Source organism: Methylobacterium sp. Leaf456 (assembly GCF_001425465.1).
Taxonomy (GTDB): domain Bacteria; phylum Pseudomonadota; class Alphaproteobacteria; order Rhizobiales; family Beijerinckiaceae; genus Methylobacterium.
The window spans coordinates 1-14,518 of record NZ_LMQV01000023.1; the positions used below are offsets into that span (position 1 = coordinate 1).

A 14,518-nucleotide genomic window follows, 5' to 3' on the forward strand; every position below is an offset into this window, starting at 1 on the left:
CTTTTTGGCCGGGACAGAGGCACTGTCCTTTTTGGCCGGGACAGAGGCACTGTCCAGGCTCGCCCGTCGCAAGTCGATCTCGCCGGCTGCGTGCAGGCGCTTCAGCAGCACCTGATGCAGCCGCGCCCACACGCCGGCCTCCTGCCAGTCGCGCAAGCGGCGCCAACAACTCATGCCGCAACCGCAGCCCATCTCGGCCGGCAGCATCTCCCAGGTGAGACCCGAGCGCAGCACGAACAGGATGCCGGTCAGCGCAGCCCGATTGTCGATCGGAGGCCGTCCGCCCTTCGGGCGCGGACGGGGCCGCGGTAGGAGCGGGACGATCTCGGTCCAGAGATCGTCGGGAAGTAGAGGTCGAGCCATACCCGACCAACCCCTAACCGACCGCTTCGTGCCGTTCTGTTAGGCGCTCTAAGACGCACCGGGAGGCGGAAGCCAGGAGCGAGAAAGAGACTCTCCAATGATCCGTGTCGCCCTCTATGCACAATACTCGTCCGACAACCAACGCGAGACCTCGATCGAGGATCAGCTTCGCATCTGTCAGGAGCGTGCCAACAAGGAAGGCTGGACGATTACCGAGGCGTATACCGACTACGCCATATCTGGCACCAGCATGCATCGGGCCGGCGTGAAGTCGCTTCTGCGCGACGCCATCAGCGGAAAGTTCGACATCATCCTTTCCGAAGCGCTCGATCGTCTGTCGCGCGATCAGGAGGATGTTGCCGGCTTCTACAAGCGGACGCAGTTCGCAGGCGTCAAGATCATCACGCTGGCCGAGGGCGAGATCACCAGCCTCCACATTGGCTTCAAGGGCACGATGAAGGCCCTCTTCCTTAAGGACATGGCTGACAAGGTCCGGCGCGGACAGCGCGGCCGAGTCGAGAAAGGCAAGGCCGGCGGCGACATCGCATACGGCTACGATGTCGTCCGGAAACTGGATGAACATGGCGAGCTGATCCGCGGCGACCGGACCATCAACGCGGCACAGGCCGCGATCGTGCGGCGCATCTTCGCCGAGTACGCCAAGGGCAGATCACCCAAGATCATTGCGCAGCGCCTCAACAAGGAAGATGTCGCTGGCCCGTCCGGTGCCGGCTGGACCGCTTCGACCATCAACGGCAACTGGCAGCGCGGCTCAGGCATCCTGAACAACGAGCTGTATCAGGGCGTAATCGCCTGGAATGAGGTTCACTATATCAAGATCCAGATATCGGGAAACATGTCACACGCAACAATCCTCCAGAAGAGTGGATACGCAAGGAGGTGCCGGAGCTCCGGATCGTCGATCAGGATGTCTGGGACCGTGTGAAGCTGCGCCAATCCGGCCTGCGTCGGACGCACAAGCAATTCTGGGAGAAGCAGAGGCCAAAGACTCTCTTCTCCTCCATGCTCCGCTGCGGCTGCTGCGGCGGCGGTTTCAGCAAAATTTCCAAGCTGATGTTCGGCTGCTCGACCAGCCGTAACAAAGGCGAATCGATCTGCGCCAACCGGCGCAACATCAGGCAGGACGAGTTGGAGATCACCGTTCTGGCGACGCTGACGCGCCACCTGATGGACCCTGAACTCGTGAAGGTCTTCTGCGAGGAGTACACGGCTCACATCAACCGGTTGCGGATGGAGCACAACGCCTCGCTCCACAGCTATCAGGCCGAGCTGAAGAAGATCGACCGACTGGAGCGGCGGATCATCGAAGCCGTCAAGGAAGGCTACACCAGCGAGGCGATGAAGAACGAGTTCAATGCCTTCGGAGAGCGTCGCAAAGAACTGACCGAGCTTTTGATCGAAAAGAACCCTGAGCCGGTCCTCCTCCATCCGAACATGGCGCTGCGCTACCGGAAAGAGGTGACGGCCTTGGTCGACGCCCTCAATCACGACGAGCGGCGCGACGAAGCTGCCGAGCTGATTCGCTCCCTCGTCGAGCGGATCGTCCTGACGCCAGACCCGAACGGAAAGGGCCTGCTGGTCGACCTGAACGGTGACCTCGCCGGCATCCTCAACATCGCGACCAAAGCGGATCGCGCGAAGAACGCACAGCAGCTTGATTTGAAACGGATACGGATGGTCGTCGGGATGGATTTTGCTGCCGCTGCAGATTTGCAGGGCAAGGCGGTGGGCCTTGCGCCCCCTCACCTTGAGGGTGTGCGGGACAAGATGGTGGGCCCGGCAGGACTCGAACCTGCAACCAGACCGTTATGAGCGGTCGGCTCTAACCATTGAGCTACAGGCCCACGCAACCGGAGCGATATCGCGTCCGGGCGCCGCCGTCATCCCCTGACGCCGCCAGGATGGTAACCTTTCGGTAAACAGACATGCCTAACATCGTCTTAGGACATCGGACGCGGATCGCGGCCCCGCTCATAGCGAGCGCGCCGGCGAGGGCGGGCCGGCGCCTCGCGTGCGGCGGATCTGCGGCTCGTCGAGCCCGGCCGGACCCTGCGCGGTGGACATCCATCGGGGAAAACCGGGTCATGGCGGAGTCGGTCGGAGCGGAGAAGGCGGGCCCCGCAGGCAAGGCCTCGCCGGAAGAGATGCTGAAGCAGGCGGTCGGCGCAGCAAGCGCGAAGCCGGCCGAGGCGGCGGCGGTCGCGCCGAAGCGCCGGCCGTTCCGGCTCACCGCCAACGGGCGGCTCGCCGCCGCCGCCTGCGCCGCCCTCGTCGGCGGCGTCTGCATCGGCCTGGGGCTCGCCGAGCCGCCGCGGGAGCGCTCCGGCGAGGCGCTGCTGCAGTTGCGCGCCGGGATCGAGGCCGGCCGCGCCGAGACGCTGCGGCTGTCGCAGGAGGTGGAGCGGCTTGCCCGGACGGCGTCCGCCCTGCGCGAGGCCAGCGAGGCGACCCGCACCGAGACCAAGGCGCTCGGCGGCAGCATCGGGCGCCTGGAACAGGGGCTCGACAAGCGCTTCGCGACGCTGTCGGACACTTTTGCCCAGGCCGAGCGCGAGCAGGGCGCGCGTCTCGCCGGGCTGACCCTGACGGTCGAGAAGAAGCTGCAGGCCACGGTCCCCGCTCCGCCGAAGCCGGAGGCCCGGATCGAGACGAAGCCCGAAATCCGACCCGAGGCCAAGCCCGAGCCGGTCCAGACCGGCAGCCTACCGGATCGCGCCAAGCCCGAGACCGTCGAGGGCTGGGCGGTGCGTGACGTCTACGACGGCGTCGCCATTCTCGAAGATCGCCGTCGCCGGCTCGTGGAGGTCGGCGCGGGGGATGCGGTGCCGGGGGTCGGGCGTGTCGAGGCGATCGAACGTCGTGGCCGGAACTGGGTCGTCGTCACGCGCCAGGGCCTGATCACGCCGCAGGCTTGGTAAAGGGGATCAGGCGGCCGGGACGGCGTCGCGCATCGTCAGGGCGGCGAGCGTCGTGCCCGGAAGCGCGGGCGCGAGTTCGGCCAGCATAGTCGCCCGCTCGAGCCGAGCCCGACCCCGCTCACGCGCCTGCTCAAGGGCGACGGGTGTGGGGTGCAGGATCGTCGCGAGGACGTTCAGATCGTCGTCGTGGTGGGGCAGATTCTTCGCATCGAAGATGGGCATGACCGGCTCCCGCCCTGGGTCAGGGCACGCGGCCGCCGAGCAAAAGCTCGACTGTGCGTGAATAACGGGGGCAGCGGGAACAAGTTCCGCGGCCCGTTCACATTTTTACCGCAAATTCATATTTGCGCCGCCGAAGAGCTGGGTGCAGTGCGAATTGTCACGCCGGGGTGCCAATAGTGCCCCCAAGCCGTGTCGACGGCGGCCCGACCCGGTCGGCTTTCGAGTCTCGGCGACGGCCCTGAAGGTTTCGCAAGAAGAAACCGTCGAATTGAAACGGTCCGCGCCGCAAGGTGAAGCACGGCCGATGAAAGCGGTTGAATTTTTTGAATCTGCGCTACCGTCGTGTTGGTCGCCGGATCGATTTACCGCTAAGCTCGCGGTGCCGAGCCTCCTGCGTCCCGCAGCCGCGCGCGGGCCTTCGTTTCGGAGAGCACAGGTGCGCCCCTTCCCCTTCCTGGCGACGGTGTTGTCCGTCGCGTTCCTGCCGACGCTCGCTCAAGCCGCGCCGCGCGAGCCGTTCGAGATCGTGAAGGGCTGGGAGGTCGAGCGCACGGTCGGCGACACCAGCGCCAACCCCTGCATCATGACCCACACCTACGAGGACAAGGACGACAACAACGCCACGAACGCGGTCGTCTTCGCGCTGGACGGCAGCAAGGCCAGCCTCGTGCTGGCCTATCAGGGCTGGGACTTCGACAAGGAGGAGACGGTGAAGGTGCCGTTGTTCCTCGACAAGAAGCCGATCAAGATCAAGACTACGTGGACCGGTGACGGCAAGACCCTGCGGGCGCAGTTCCCCGACACCCTGGTCCCCGATCTGCTCGCGGCCAAGACCGTGATCCTGCGCTTCGACAACGGCGAGGCCGACTTCCGCATCCCGAACTTCGCCGCCGGCTACGAGGCCCTGCGCCGCTGCGACGCCGCCCCGCCGAAATCCTCGCCGCAAGCGGCGATCGGCGCCGCCATCTCCAACCCTGCGCCGTCCGTGCCGTCCCAGGCCCGGATCGCGAGCTACGCGGTCGGCATCGCGCTGCAGCGGGTGCTCAAGGAATGCGACGTCGCCTCGACCGGCCGGCAGCGCGCCGCGGTGGAAGCCCGCATGGCCGCGCTCCAGCCGGAGATGGCGCCGTTCGATGCGAACATTCGCGAGCAGCTCGTCAACAAGGGCTTCAGCTGCCCGCCCGCCGACAAGGAGCCGGACTTCCAGGCCGCGATGACCCGCTTCATCGACCTCTCGCCCGAGGCCTTCGCGGCGGCGATGGAAAAGCAGGGCGAGCCGGAGAAATCCGCCGAAGCCGCGCCGAAGCCGTAACGGGTTCCCGAAGGGCGAGCCCTTTGGCGGGGTACCGGGGCAGAGCCCCTGGTCTCCCTTCCAAACCAGGGCTCTGCCCTGGACCCGCGAAAGGACTCGTCCTTTCGAAACCTGGGTTTTCAGTCGAAGAGCGCGTCGATGGCGTCCTGGGGGGTGGCCGGGCCGCCCTTTTGCGGGCCGTTGAGAAGGAGCGACTCGTTGCGCTTGCACCGGTCGACCTCGGTCTCGTCCACGCCGCCCGCGTCGCGGGCCTTCACCGCCACGCTGAAGCGGGCGAGCCGGCCTTCGAGCAGGCTCATCGCCTCGGCGACCTTGGCGATGCGCTGGCCGGTGATGTCCTGGAAGGCGCAGGCCTCGAACACGTCGAGGATCTTCTCCTCGACCGCCGCGCGGTAGCCGGGCCCGTCGGGCAGGGCGAGGATGCCCTCGGCGCTGCCCATGATCGTGTTGGTGGCGCTGGCGGTCGCGGCGACGACCTCGCCGAGTTCCTCGTGCACCATCGGCAGGCGGTCGCGGGTGAGTTCGTTCGCCCGCAGCAGCGCGATCGCGTCCCGCAGCTTGGCGATGTAGTCCGCGATGTCGAGGAGTTCCTGGATCATCGCCGACGGCGTGCTGGACGATGGGCGGACGTCGCGCGGGAAGGCCATCGATCCCATGGATGTTCTCTCGAGCGTCCCTCGACCGGGGGACGTTAGGGGATGGACCGGAGAAGGCGGCGCCCGCCCCGCCGCACATCCGTGCGGCGGGGCGGGCCGGCGACCGTCAGGCGCCGCAGACCGCTTCGATCTTCGTCTTCAGGGTCGCCGCGTTGAACGGCTTGACGATGTAGTTGTTCACGCCGGCCTTCTTGGCGGCGATGACGTTCTCGGTCTTCGACTCCGCCGTGACCATGATGAACGGCGTCGTGCGCAGGCCTTCGTCGGCGCGGACGTGGCGCAGCAGCTCGTAGCCCGTCATCGGCTCCATGTTCCAGTCGGAGATGACGAGGCCGTACTTGCGGCCCTTGAGGCGGGCGAGCGCGGCGGTGCCGTCGGAGGCCTCATCCACGTCCTCGAAGCCGAGTTGCTTCAGGAGGTTGCGGATGATGCGCACCATGGTCTGGTAGTCGTCGACCACCAGGATCGGCATGCTGAGGTCGAGGGCCATGTGAATCGTGCTCCGTTGTCCCTGATGTCGGTGCTGGCGGCTCTTTCGGGCGCAGGGCATCACGTCCCGAGCGCGAACGCGGAGGAGCCTCCCGTCCACACGACAATAGGCACCCGCGGATTGCGAAAGGTTTAACTGCCGGGCCCTGGACGTTCGCCCCCGCCGCACCGTCGCGGCCGGTGTGGTTTTCGTCTCGCTTGACCGGGGGGGCGGATTTCGCCAAGCCGCAGCCCATGGTCCGGCGCCCTCCGGCGCTGTCCGCCGACATGCCCCGCAGGAGCCGATGCCGTCAGGCGATATCAAGAGCGAGCCCGGCTCCCCCTTCACGGTCTGCGGAGCGGACGATGCCGTGCCGCCCGCGCTCCGCGGCGCCGTGGCGGCGCTCGGCAACTTCGACGGCGTGCATCGCGGCCACCGCGCCCTGATCGAGGCCGTGCGTGAGGAAGCCGGAACGCGGCCCGCCGCGGTGCTGACCTTCGAGCCGCATCCGCGCGCCTTCTTCGCCCCCGACCAGCCGATGTTCCGCCTCACCGGGCCGCGGGCCAAGGAGATCGTGTTCGCCCGCCTCGGGCTCGACGGGCTGTTCGTGCGCCGGTTCGACGCCCGGCTCGCCGCGACCTCGCCCCGCGGCTTCGTCGAAGGCTGGCTGCGCGACGATCTCGGCCTGTCCGGCGTCGTCATCGGCCACGACTTCCATTTCGGGCAGGGCCGGGCCGGCACGCCCGCGATCCTGGCCGACCTCTGCCGCGAGGCCGGCATCGCGTGCCGGGTCGTGCCCGCGGTGGCGGCGGGCTCCGGGTCCGAGCCGATCTCGTCGAGCGCGATCCGCGCCGCGCTCGCCGCGGGCGACATGGCACGCGCCAACGCGCTGCTCGGCTATCGCTGGTTCGTGCTGGCGCACGTGCGCCACGGCGACAAGCGCGGGCGCACCCTCGGCTATCCCACCGCCAACCTCGCCCTCGATTCCTGCGGGCTCGCCCACGGCATCTACGCCGTCCGGGTGAGCCTCGCCGACGGCCGCCTCGTACCGGGTGTGGCGAGCTATGGCCGCCGCCCGACCTTCGACGACGGCGCGCCGCTGCTGGAGGTCCACCTGTTCGATTTTTCGGGCGATCTCTACGGGCAGGAAGTCGCGGTCGAACTGCTGGCGTACCTACGCGGCGAGGAGAAGTTCGCCAGCGCCGAGGCGTTGATCGCGCAGATGGATGTGGATTCGGCCCGCGCCAAGGCGGCGATCCGGGCGGACGCGGTCGCGTCGATGCTGGGGTGAGGCTTAGACGCGCGTTCGGCCGTGCATCTCCTCGCCCCGCACGCGGGGAGAGGGCTTTGCCGACCCTGTCGTCGGCAAAGCGAGGCGGCAGCCGAACGTGAGGGGGCTTGTCCGAAGGAGTCTCTTCCGTCGAGTCCCCCTCACCGTCGCTTCGCTCCCTGTAGGGACGACAAGGTCCCTACAGGCCTCTCCCCGCGAGCGGGGAGAGGAGGGAGCCCGGCCGACCTCGTGGCGATCGGCCGAAACTTCGTTTCAGAGCATGCTCGGCAGGATCCGGTCCGGCGGGCGGTGGCCGTCCATGAAGGTCTTGATGTTGATGATGACCTTCTCGCCCATCTCGGTGCGGCTCTCGTGGGTCGCCGAGCCCATGTGAGGCAGCAGCACCACCTTGCCGGTGCGGGCCAGCCGCACGAGGCGCGGGCTCACCGCGGGCTCCTGCTCGAACACGTCGAGGCCGGCGGCCGAGATGTCGCCCGACTCAATCAGGCGGGCCAGCGCGTTCTCGTCGATCACCTCGCCGCGGGCGGTGTTGACCACGATCGCCTCGGGCTTGAGCAGCTTCAGGCGGCGGGCCGAGAGCAGGTGGTAGGTCGCGGGGGTGTGCGGGCAGTTGGTCGAGACGATGTCGACGCGCGCCAGCATCTGGTCGAGCGATTCCCAATAGGTCGCGTCGAGGGATTCCTCGATCGCGGTCGGGACGCGGCGGCGGTTGTGGTAGTGGATCGACAGGCCGAACGCCTTGGCCCGGCGGGCGAGCGCCTGGCCGATGCGGCCCATGCCGACGATGCCGAGCCGCTTGCCGGTGATGCGGCGCCCGAGCATCCAGGTCGGCGACCATCCGGTGGTCCAGTCGTCGTCCGGGATGATCCGAGCGCCCTCGGCGATCCGGCGGGCGACCGCCAGGATCAGCGCCATGGTCATGTCGGCGGTGTCCTCCGTCAGCACGCCGGGCGTGTTGGTGACGGTGATGCCGCGCTCCAGGGCCGCGCCGACGTCGATGTGATCGACGCCGTTGCCGAAATTGGCGATGAGCCGCAGGTTCGGGCCGGCCTGGGCCAGCAGGCCGGGGCCGATCTCGTCGGTGACGGTCGGGACCAGCACGTCAGCCTCGCGGATCGCGGCGGCCATGGCCTCGGGGGAGAGGGGCGCGTCGTCGTGGTTGAGGCGCGTATCGAACAATTCGCGCATGCGCGTCTCGACCGCGTCCGGCAGGCGCCGGGTGACGACCACGAGCGGCTTGCGCTTCAATGACGGCATGATCCCTCCCGGCGGGCGGGCCGGCCCGGATGCGGTCCGGCTTACGCTCCCTTAACCACGTCGCGGCCAGATGGAGCCGGTGACGGGCCGGCCTCCGGCCACGCCGCAGGACATCCGGCCTCTCTATCAGAGAGGTTCGGGAACACAATGCAACACGAGGCGGACCGGTTCGCGATGCACCGCGAAGCCGTCCGTGACCGGTTTTGAGGACTCGGTTGGAGACGAGGACGATGCGCCCGCCCGCTCTTCCCCTAGCGCGCTTTCCGACGAATTGGCTGCCGGTTCGCCGAAAGACAGCGCGTCCCGACAAAGACCGAGAGCTGCGCCCCTACCCAACGTGGTCGGGCGCAGCTCTCGTGAACCCCGCCCGCCTCGCGATCCTCGCGGCTGTGCTGGCGTTGCTCGCGCCGCTGACCGCGCGGGCTGCCCCGCCTGCGGCCTCCGAGGTCGGCAAGGGGCCGGTCACGAAGCTGCCGCTGCCGCGCTACGCCAGCCTCAAGACCGACCGCGTCAACCTGCGCGAGGGGCCCTCCAAGGACCACCGCACCCTCTGGGTGTTCCAGCGCGCCGGCCTGCCGATCGAGATCGTCGCCGAGTTCGAGACGTGGCGGCGCATCCGCGATTCGGAGGGCACCGAGGGCTGGGTGCTGCACTCGCTGCTGTCAGGCCGGCGCACCGCCGTCGTGATCCCGCCGTCCGGCGAGAAGGCGGATGCGGGCAAATCCACGGTGCCGCTCAAGGCGCGGGCCGAGGAGGGCTCGGGCGAGGAGGCGCGGCTCCAGCCGGGCGTGATCGGCAGCGTGAAGACCTGCACCGGCCAGTGGTGCCGCCTCGTCGTGGCGCTGCCGCAGAAGCAGGGCGACGTCGACGGCTACATCCGCCAGGACCGGCTGTGGGGGGTGTATCCGGACGAGAAGATCGAGTGAGCGCAAACGAAAAGGGGCCCGGAAATCCGGGCCCCTTTTCGTTCAGATCGGAAAACGGATCAGCCGCGGCCGGAGACGGCGCGGCGGCGCAGGCGGACGATCACCTCGACGCCGGCGATTTCCATGCCCTCGGGGGCATCGGGGAGCGAATCGACCGAGATGCCGCATTCCGGCATGTCGAGCACCTCGCCTTCTTCCTCCAGGAAGAAGTGGTGGTGCTCGGTCGGGTTGGTGTCGAAATAGGCCTTCGACCCGTCGAGCGCGAGCTGGCGCAGAAGGCCGGCTTCGGTGAACTGGTGCAGCGTGTTGTAGACGGTGGCGAGCGAGACCGGCACCTTGGCGCGCATGGCCTCGTCGTAGAGCATTTCCGCGGTCAGGTGGCGGTCGCCGCGCCCGAACAGCAACCAGCCGAGCGAGAGGCGCTGGCGGGTGGGGCGCAGGCCGGCGCGACGCAGGCGGTCGCGCAGATCGGACAGCGGGCAGCCGCGGCGCCCGGCGGCACCGTCGGCCGACAGGGGGCTCCGCGCGTTCAGCACGGCCTGGAGGGGCGTCAGATCGGACATCGCGGGGAGTGATTCCCAACCTTTGGACGAAGAAAGATCGGGCAAGTATACGGATGCCCTTCGCCTGCGGCAACCCGAAGCATGGCGATGCGGCTGGGTTGCCCCCGTGGCGCATGGCTCGGCGGCCCCGACCAAGTGGCGACTACCGCTTTCAACCCGGAACGGTAATCGGCTCAAGCGTGCGGCAGCACCGTGCATCCGGGCGCGAAGAGCGCCCCGCGCAGCGGCCTCGGCTATTGCCGAGGCGTCTAGCGGAGCGAGCAGCCTAAGCCCGCGGACGCGGGCGCCGGCGTGTGAGGCCCAAGAAGAAACGACAATGCTTTGAGCGCGTGCGGCGCCTGTGCTATCGAGGCGCCGATCCCGTCATTCCCTGTCCGGCAACCGATCGGACTCGTCCGTCAACGAGGACGCACCCCTCCATGGCCTCTTCCGACCCGCAGACCGACACCGCGATCCCGCAGCGGGCGTCACACTACTCCTACGAGGAGCTGCTGGCCTGCGGACGCGGCGAGCTGTTCGGTGCCGGCAACGCCCAGCTGCCCCTGCCGCCGATGTTGATGTTCGACCGCATCACCTCGATCGGCAAGGAGGGCGGCGCCCACGGAAAGGGCCACGTGCTGGCTGAGTTCGACATCCGCCCGGACCTCTGGTTCTTCCCGTGCCACTTCAAGGGCGATCCGGTGATGCCGGGCTGCCTCGGCCTCGATGCCCTGTGGCAGCTCGTCGGCTTCCATCTCGGCTGGCTCGGCGCGCCGGGCCGTGGCCGGGCGCTCGGCGTCGGCGAGGTGAAGTTTTCGGACCAAGTGCTGCCGACCGTGAAACAGGTCGTCTACGGCATCGACATCAAGCGCGTCCGCACGGGCAAGCTGGTGCTCGGCATCGCCGATGGCTGGCTGGAGGCCGACGGCCGCCGCATCTACGAGGCGAGCGACCTGCGCGTGGCGCTGTTCCAGGCGCAGGCGTAAGCGCTTCCCGCCCGTCATCTCTTCCCGATGATCTGCCTCTTCCGGTTGAAGGAGCGGCAGCGCCGTATAGCCCGGCGCGAAGAGCGCCGCGCGCAGCGGCCTCGGCCACGCCGAGGCGTCGAGCGAAGCGATAGCCCAAGGTCGCGGACACGGGCGCCAGCGCTTGAGGCCGAGCCAAAAATCAACCAGTTGAGATTGATCGCGGGGCATCCTAGTTGACCCGTTAACGAAGTGCCGCGCGTCCGCGGCGCAGCAAGCCCGAGCCACCATGCGGCGTGTCGTCATCACCGGGATGGGCATCGTCTCGTCCATCGGCAACAACACCCAGGAAGTCCTGGCATCCCTGCGCGAGGCCCGCTCCGGGATCACGCGCTCGGCGTCGCAGGCCGAGCACGGCTTCCGTAGCCAGGTCGCGGGGATGCCGACCCTGGTGGCCGAGGAGGCGGTGGACCGCCGGGCCATGCGCTTCCACGGCGGCGGCACCGCCTGGAATCACGTCGCCATGGATCAGGCGATCCGCGACGCCGGGCTCGAGGCGAACGAAATCTCGCACGAGCGCACCGGCATCATCATGGGCTCGGGCGGACCGTCGACCCGCACCATCGTCGAATCGGCGGCGATCGCACGGGAGAAAGGGCCCAAGCGCGTCGGCCCGTTCGCCGTGCCGAAGGCGATGTCCTCGACGGCGTCCGCGACGCTGGCGACGTGGTTCAAGATCCGCGGCGTGAACTATTCGATCTCGTCTGCCTGCGCGACCTCGAACCACTGCATCGGCAACGCCGCCGAGATCATCCGCGGCGGCCGGCAGGACGTGATCTTCGCGGGTGGCTGCGAGGATCTCGACTGGACGCTCTCGGTGCTGTTCGACGCCATGGGCGCGATGTCCTCGCGCTACAACGACACCCCGGCCCGCGCGTCCCGCGCCTACGACGCCAACCGCGACGGCTTCGTCATCGCCGGCGGCGCGGGCGTGCTGGTGCTGGAGGAGTTGGAGCACGCCAAGGCGCGCGGTGCGCGCATCTACGGCGAGGTCGCCGGCTACGGTGCCACCTCCGATGGCCACGACATGGTCGCCCCCTCGGGCGAGGGCGCGGTGCGCTGCATGCGCCAGGCCATGGAAGAGCTGAAGGGCGCCAGGATCGACTACATCAACCCGCACGCCACCTCGACGCCGGTCGGCGACGACAAGGAGATCGAGGCGATCCGCGAGGTGTTCGGCGCGGGCGAAGCCTGTCCGCCGATCTCGGCCACCAAGTCGCTCACCGGCCACTCCCTCGGCGCCACCGGCGTGCAGGAGGCGATCTACGCGCTGCTGATGATGAACAACGGCTTCATCTGCGAGAGCGCGCATATCGACGAGCTCGACCCGGCGTTTGCCGACATGCCGATCTTGCGCGAGCGCCGCGACGGGGCCAAGCTCGGTCACGTGATGTCGAATTCGTTCGGATTCGGCGGCACCAACGCCACTCTCGTGCTCAAGCATCCCGACGCCTGAACGGCCGAGCTTCTTCTTGCACCGCCCAGGCAACACTTCGCATCTGCGAGAATACGGCCGAGCTTAGGCCCGGCCCTCAACTGAACAGGCCCTGGAACCCCGCCACTCGACTGGCGTTAACGGGGACGCGGCCAGGATCACATCATGATCGGTTTCTTCGCCTTTATCTGCGTGACCGCCATCGCCGTCGTCGCCAGCGTAGCTTGGCGTGCCAAGCAGACTCTGATCAACGACGCGCAGTCCGGGACCCGCGGCTACTTCTGATTCGGCATATCGGCGCGACACCAAGGCCCCGTTCCGCATCCGCGGGCGGGGCCTTCGCTTGTCCGGTCTCGCGTGGACAGGGCCGCATCCGGCGCGCTAAGCGTCAGGCAGGGGCCTCGACGCCCCACCTGAAACGCGTACGGGTTTGAAGCGAATGACAGGGTTGATGGCGGGCAAGCGCGGCCTGATCATGGGCGTCGCCAACGATCACTCGATCGCCTGGGGCATCGCCAGGACGCTGCACCGGCACGGTGCCGAACTTGCCTTCACCTATCAGGGCGAAGCGCTCGGCAAGCGCGTGACGCCGCTCGCGGCCTCGGTCGGCTCCGACATCGTGCTGCCCTGCGACGTCGAGGATCTCGACAGCGTCGATTCGGTCTTCGCCGCCCTCGACCAGCGCTTCCCCGACGGGATCGACTTCATCGTCCACGCCATCGGCTTCTCCGACAAGTCGCAGCTCAAGGGCCGCTACGTCGACGTGACCACCCGCGCGAACTTCTCGCGCACCATGACGATCTCGTGCTTCTCCTTCACCGAGATCGCCCAGCGCGCCGCCGCGCGCATGCCCCGCGGCGGCGCGCTGCTGACCCTGACCTATGCCGGCTCGACCCGCGTGATGCCGAACTACAACGTGATGGGCGTGGCGAAAGCCGCTCTGGAGGCCTCGGTGCGCTACCTCGCCACCGATCTCGGCCCCGACGGCGTGCGGGTGAACGCGCTCTCGGCCGGCCCGATGCGGACGCTGGCCGGCGCCGGCATTGCGGACGCCCGCCTGATGTACAATCACCAGAAGGCGCACGCCCCGTTGCGCCGCACGGTGACGCTTGAAGATGTCGGCAACTCCGCCCTCTACCTTCTGTCGGACCTCTCGGGCGGCGTGACCGGCGAAGTCCACTTCGTCGATTCAGGGTACAACATCATCTCGATGCCGCGCCCCGCCGTGCTCCAGGCGCAGGACGAGGCCGGCGTCGTCGGTGACGGCGAAATCTGAAGGAAAGCGTCCGGTCCGGCTCAAGACCGGCATCGGTGCGGCCCACGATGATTTCTTCGAAACGACTGTGCACCCTCGGGCTTGCCGTTCTGCTCGTCGCGGGCAGTGCCGGCGCGGCGTGGGCGCAGAGCGTCACCCTCGATCTCGGTGCGGGCGGGACGACCGAGCGGGCGCTGCAACTCGTCGCCCTGGTCACCGTCCTGGCGCTGGCGCCCTCGGTGCTGGTGATGGCGACCGCCTTCACCCGCATCGTCGTGGTTCTGTCGATCCTGCGCTCGGCGCTCGGCACGCAGACCGCGCCGCCCAACGCCGTCATCACCAGTCTCGCCCTGTTCCTCACCGCCTTCGTGATGGCCCCGACCGCGCGCGAAGCCTACACCGCCGGCATCGAGCCGCTCATGGCCAACCGGATCAGCCAGTCGCAGGCGTTCGAGCGGGCGTCGGCCCCGTTCAAGACCTTCATGCTGCGCAACACGCGCGAGAAGGACCTCAAGCTCTTCCTCGACATGGCCAAGCAGCCCGCCCCCGCCGGGCCGGAGGCGATCGGGCTGGAGATCGTCACGCCCGCCTTCATGATCTCGGAGCTGCGCCGCGCCTTCGAGATCGGCTTCCTCCTGTTCATTCCGTTCCTCATCATCGACCTCGTGGTCGCCTCGGTGCTGATGGCGATGGGCATGATGATGCTGCCGCCCGCGACCGTGGCGCTTCCGTTCAAGCTGATCTTCTTCGTGCTGGTCGATGGCTGGACGCTGGTGGCGGGCTCGCTCGTTCAAAGCTACGGAAGCTGACGTTTTACACCTCATCG

The 14,518-nt window shown here is 68.1% G+C and carries 16 protein-coding genes and 1 tRNA gene; 10 read left to right on the plus strand and 7 right to left on the minus strand.

All coding sequences use genetic code 11. From position 1 onward, the window contains the following. The coding region (locus tag ASG52_RS13520; RefSeq protein ID WP_156383960.1) for a transposase at positions 1 to 363 on the minus strand (363 nt) is incomplete at its 3' end. A 97-nt stretch (positions 364 to 460) separates the two neighbouring features. On the opposite strand from ASG52_RS13520, the gene ASG52_RS27230 reads away from it, so the two are divergent. After that, on the plus strand, positions 461 to 1,309 hold the full coding sequence (locus ASG52_RS27230; RefSeq protein WP_156383961.1) for a recombinase family protein: 849 nt from the start codon (positions 461 to 463) through the stop codon (positions 1,307 to 1,309). A 77-nt stretch (positions 1,310 to 1,386) separates the two neighbouring features. Next, positions 1,387 to 2,196, plus strand: a complete 810-nt coding sequence (locus tag ASG52_RS28660) for a recombinase zinc ribbon domain-containing protein (RefSeq protein WP_156383976.1) — start codon at positions 1,387 to 1,389, stop codon at positions 2,194 to 2,196. On the opposite strand, the gene ASG52_RS13530 is transcribed toward ASG52_RS28660, so the two are convergent. After that, positions 2,153 to 2,228 (minus strand) — tRNA-Ile (locus ASG52_RS13530). The genes ASG52_RS28660 and ASG52_RS13530 overlap by 44 nt on opposite strands. A gap of 240 nt (positions 2,229 to 2,468) precedes the next feature. Between ASG52_RS13530 and ASG52_RS13535 the strand changes: the two genes are divergently transcribed. Beyond that, positions 2,469 to 3,302, plus strand: coding sequence for a hypothetical protein (locus ASG52_RS13535; protein WP_056243864.1), 834 nt, complete (start codon positions 2,469 to 2,471; stop codon positions 3,300 to 3,302). 6 nt (positions 3,303 to 3,308) lie between these two features. Here the strand turns inward: ASG52_RS13535 and ASG52_RS13540 are convergent, their stop codons facing one another. Beyond that, entirely contained in the window at positions 3,309 to 3,524 is a 216-nt protein-coding gene (locus ASG52_RS13540; RefSeq protein ID WP_056243867.1) for a hypothetical protein, read from the minus strand. A 436-nt stretch (positions 3,525 to 3,960) separates the two neighbouring features. Here ASG52_RS13540 and ASG52_RS13545 point away from each other — a divergent pair, with 436 nt between their 5' ends. Then, positions 3,961 to 4,836: a hypothetical protein gene (locus tag ASG52_RS13545; RefSeq protein WP_056243877.1), complete on the plus strand. Its 876-nt coding sequence runs from the start codon at positions 3,961 to 3,963 to the stop codon at positions 4,834 to 4,836. Between the two features lie 119 nt (positions 4,837 to 4,955). On the opposite strand, the gene ASG52_RS13550 is transcribed toward ASG52_RS13545, so the two are convergent. Both ASG52_RS13550 and ASG52_RS13555 read right to left on the minus strand, forming a co-directional pair. Then, positions 4,956 to 5,492, minus strand: a complete 537-nt coding sequence (locus ASG52_RS13550) for a hypothetical protein (protein WP_056243879.1) — start codon at positions 5,490 to 5,492, stop codon at positions 4,956 to 4,958. Between the two features lie 106 nt (positions 5,493 to 5,598). Continuing rightward, positions 5,599 to 5,982 (minus strand): response regulator, encoded by a 384-nt coding sequence (locus ASG52_RS13555; protein ID WP_056243882.1) that lies wholly within the window; start codon positions 5,980 to 5,982, stop codon positions 5,599 to 5,601. A 283-nt stretch (positions 5,983 to 6,265) separates the two neighbouring features. On the opposite strand from ASG52_RS13555, the gene ASG52_RS13560 reads away from it, so the two are divergent. Further along, on the plus strand, positions 6,266 to 7,252 hold the full coding sequence (locus tag ASG52_RS13560; RefSeq protein WP_056243885.1) for a bifunctional riboflavin kinase/FAD synthetase: 987 nt from the start codon (positions 6,266 to 6,268) through the stop codon (positions 7,250 to 7,252). A gap of 252 nt (positions 7,253 to 7,504) precedes the next feature. On the opposite strand, the gene ASG52_RS13565 is transcribed toward ASG52_RS13560, so the two are convergent. After that, positions 7,505 to 8,509, minus strand: coding sequence for a 2-hydroxyacid dehydrogenase (locus ASG52_RS13565; protein WP_056243888.1), 1,005 nt, complete (start codon positions 8,507 to 8,509; stop codon positions 7,505 to 7,507). Between the two features lie 356 nt (positions 8,510 to 8,865). Here ASG52_RS13565 and ASG52_RS13570 point away from each other — a divergent pair, with 356 nt between their 5' ends. Beyond that, complete coding sequence (locus ASG52_RS13570; RefSeq protein ID WP_056243889.1) at positions 8,866 to 9,435, plus strand: SH3 domain-containing protein; 570 nt, start codon at positions 8,866 to 8,868, stop codon at positions 9,433 to 9,435. Between the two features lie 59 nt (positions 9,436 to 9,494). Here the strand turns inward: ASG52_RS13570 and irr are convergent, their stop codons facing one another. Continuing rightward, entirely contained in the window at positions 9,495 to 9,998 is a 504-nt protein-coding gene (gene irr, locus ASG52_RS13575; RefSeq protein WP_056243892.1) for a Fur family transcriptional regulator Irr, read from the minus strand. A 419-nt stretch (positions 9,999 to 10,417) separates the two neighbouring features. Here irr and fabA point away from each other — a divergent pair, with 419 nt between their 5' ends. From fabA to fliP, 4 genes are all read left to right on the plus strand, one after another. Continuing rightward, entirely contained in the window at positions 10,418 to 10,963 is a 546-nt protein-coding gene (gene fabA / locus ASG52_RS13580) for a 3-hydroxyacyl-[acyl-carrier-protein] dehydratase FabA (RefSeq protein ID WP_056243895.1), read from the plus strand. Positions 10,964 to 11,231: 268 nt separating this feature from the next. After that, positions 11,232 to 12,458, plus strand: coding sequence for a beta-ketoacyl-ACP synthase I (gene fabB, locus ASG52_RS13585; protein ID WP_056243896.1), 1,227 nt, complete (start codon positions 11,232 to 11,234; stop codon positions 12,456 to 12,458). A gap of 418 nt (positions 12,459 to 12,876) precedes the next feature. Next, a complete protein-coding gene (fabI, locus tag ASG52_RS13590) occupies positions 12,877 to 13,713 on the plus strand; it encodes an enoyl-ACP reductase FabI (RefSeq protein WP_056243899.1) in 837 nt (278 codons plus the stop codon). Positions 13,714 to 13,760: 47 nt separating this feature from the next. After that, complete coding sequence (gene fliP / locus ASG52_RS13595) at positions 13,761 to 14,501, plus strand: flagellar type III secretion system pore protein FliP (protein ID WP_056244709.1); 741 nt, start codon at positions 13,761 to 13,763, stop codon at positions 14,499 to 14,501. Positions 14,502 to 14,518 lie beyond the last annotated feature (17 nt).

Bases quoted from the DNA above. Each gene is read 5' to 3' on its own strand.
- fliP (WP_056244709.1), top strand. From the start codon at position 13,761: ATGATTTCTTCGAAACGACTGTGCACCCTCGGGCTTGCCGTTCTGCTC.
- ASG52_RS28660 (WP_156383976.1), top strand. From the start codon at position 1,387: ATGCTCCGCTGCGGCTGCTGCGGCGGCGGTTTCAGCAAAATTTCCAAG.
- ASG52_RS13565 (WP_056243888.1), bottom strand. From the start codon at position 8,509: ATGCCGTCATTGAAGCGCAAGCCGCTCGTGGTCGTCACCCGGCGCCTG.
- fabI (WP_056243899.1), top strand. From the start codon at position 12,877: ATGACAGGGTTGATGGCGGGCAAGCGCGGCCTGATCATGGGCGTCGCC.
- ASG52_RS13550 (WP_056243879.1), bottom strand. From the start codon at position 5,492: ATGGGATCGATGGCCTTCCCGCGCGACGTCCGCCCATCGTCCAGCACG.
- fabB (WP_056243896.1), top strand. From the start codon at position 11,232: ATGCGGCGTGTCGTCATCACCGGGATGGGCATCGTCTCGTCCATCGGC.
- ASG52_RS13560 (WP_056243885.1), top strand. From the start codon at position 6,266: ATGCCGTCAGGCGATATCAAGAGCGAGCCCGGCTCCCCCTTCACGGTC.
- irr (WP_056243892.1), bottom strand. From the start codon at position 9,998: ATGTCCGATCTGACGCCCCTCCAGGCCGTGCTGAACGCGCGGAGCCCC.
- ASG52_RS13540 (WP_056243867.1), bottom strand. From the start codon at position 3,524: ATGCCCATCTTCGATGCGAAGAATCTGCCCCACCACGACGACGATCTG.
- ASG52_RS13555 (WP_056243882.1), bottom strand. From the start codon at position 5,982: ATGGCCCTCGACCTCAGCATGCCGATCCTGGTGGTCGACGACTACCAG.
- fabA (WP_056243895.1), top strand. From the start codon at position 10,418: ATGGCCTCTTCCGACCCGCAGACCGACACCGCGATCCCGCAGCGGGCG.
- ASG52_RS27230 (WP_156383961.1), top strand. From the start codon at position 461: ATGATCCGTGTCGCCCTCTATGCACAATACTCGTCCGACAACCAACGC.
- ASG52_RS13535 (WP_056243864.1), top strand. From the start codon at position 2,469: ATGGCGGAGTCGGTCGGAGCGGAGAAGGCGGGCCCCGCAGGCAAGGCC.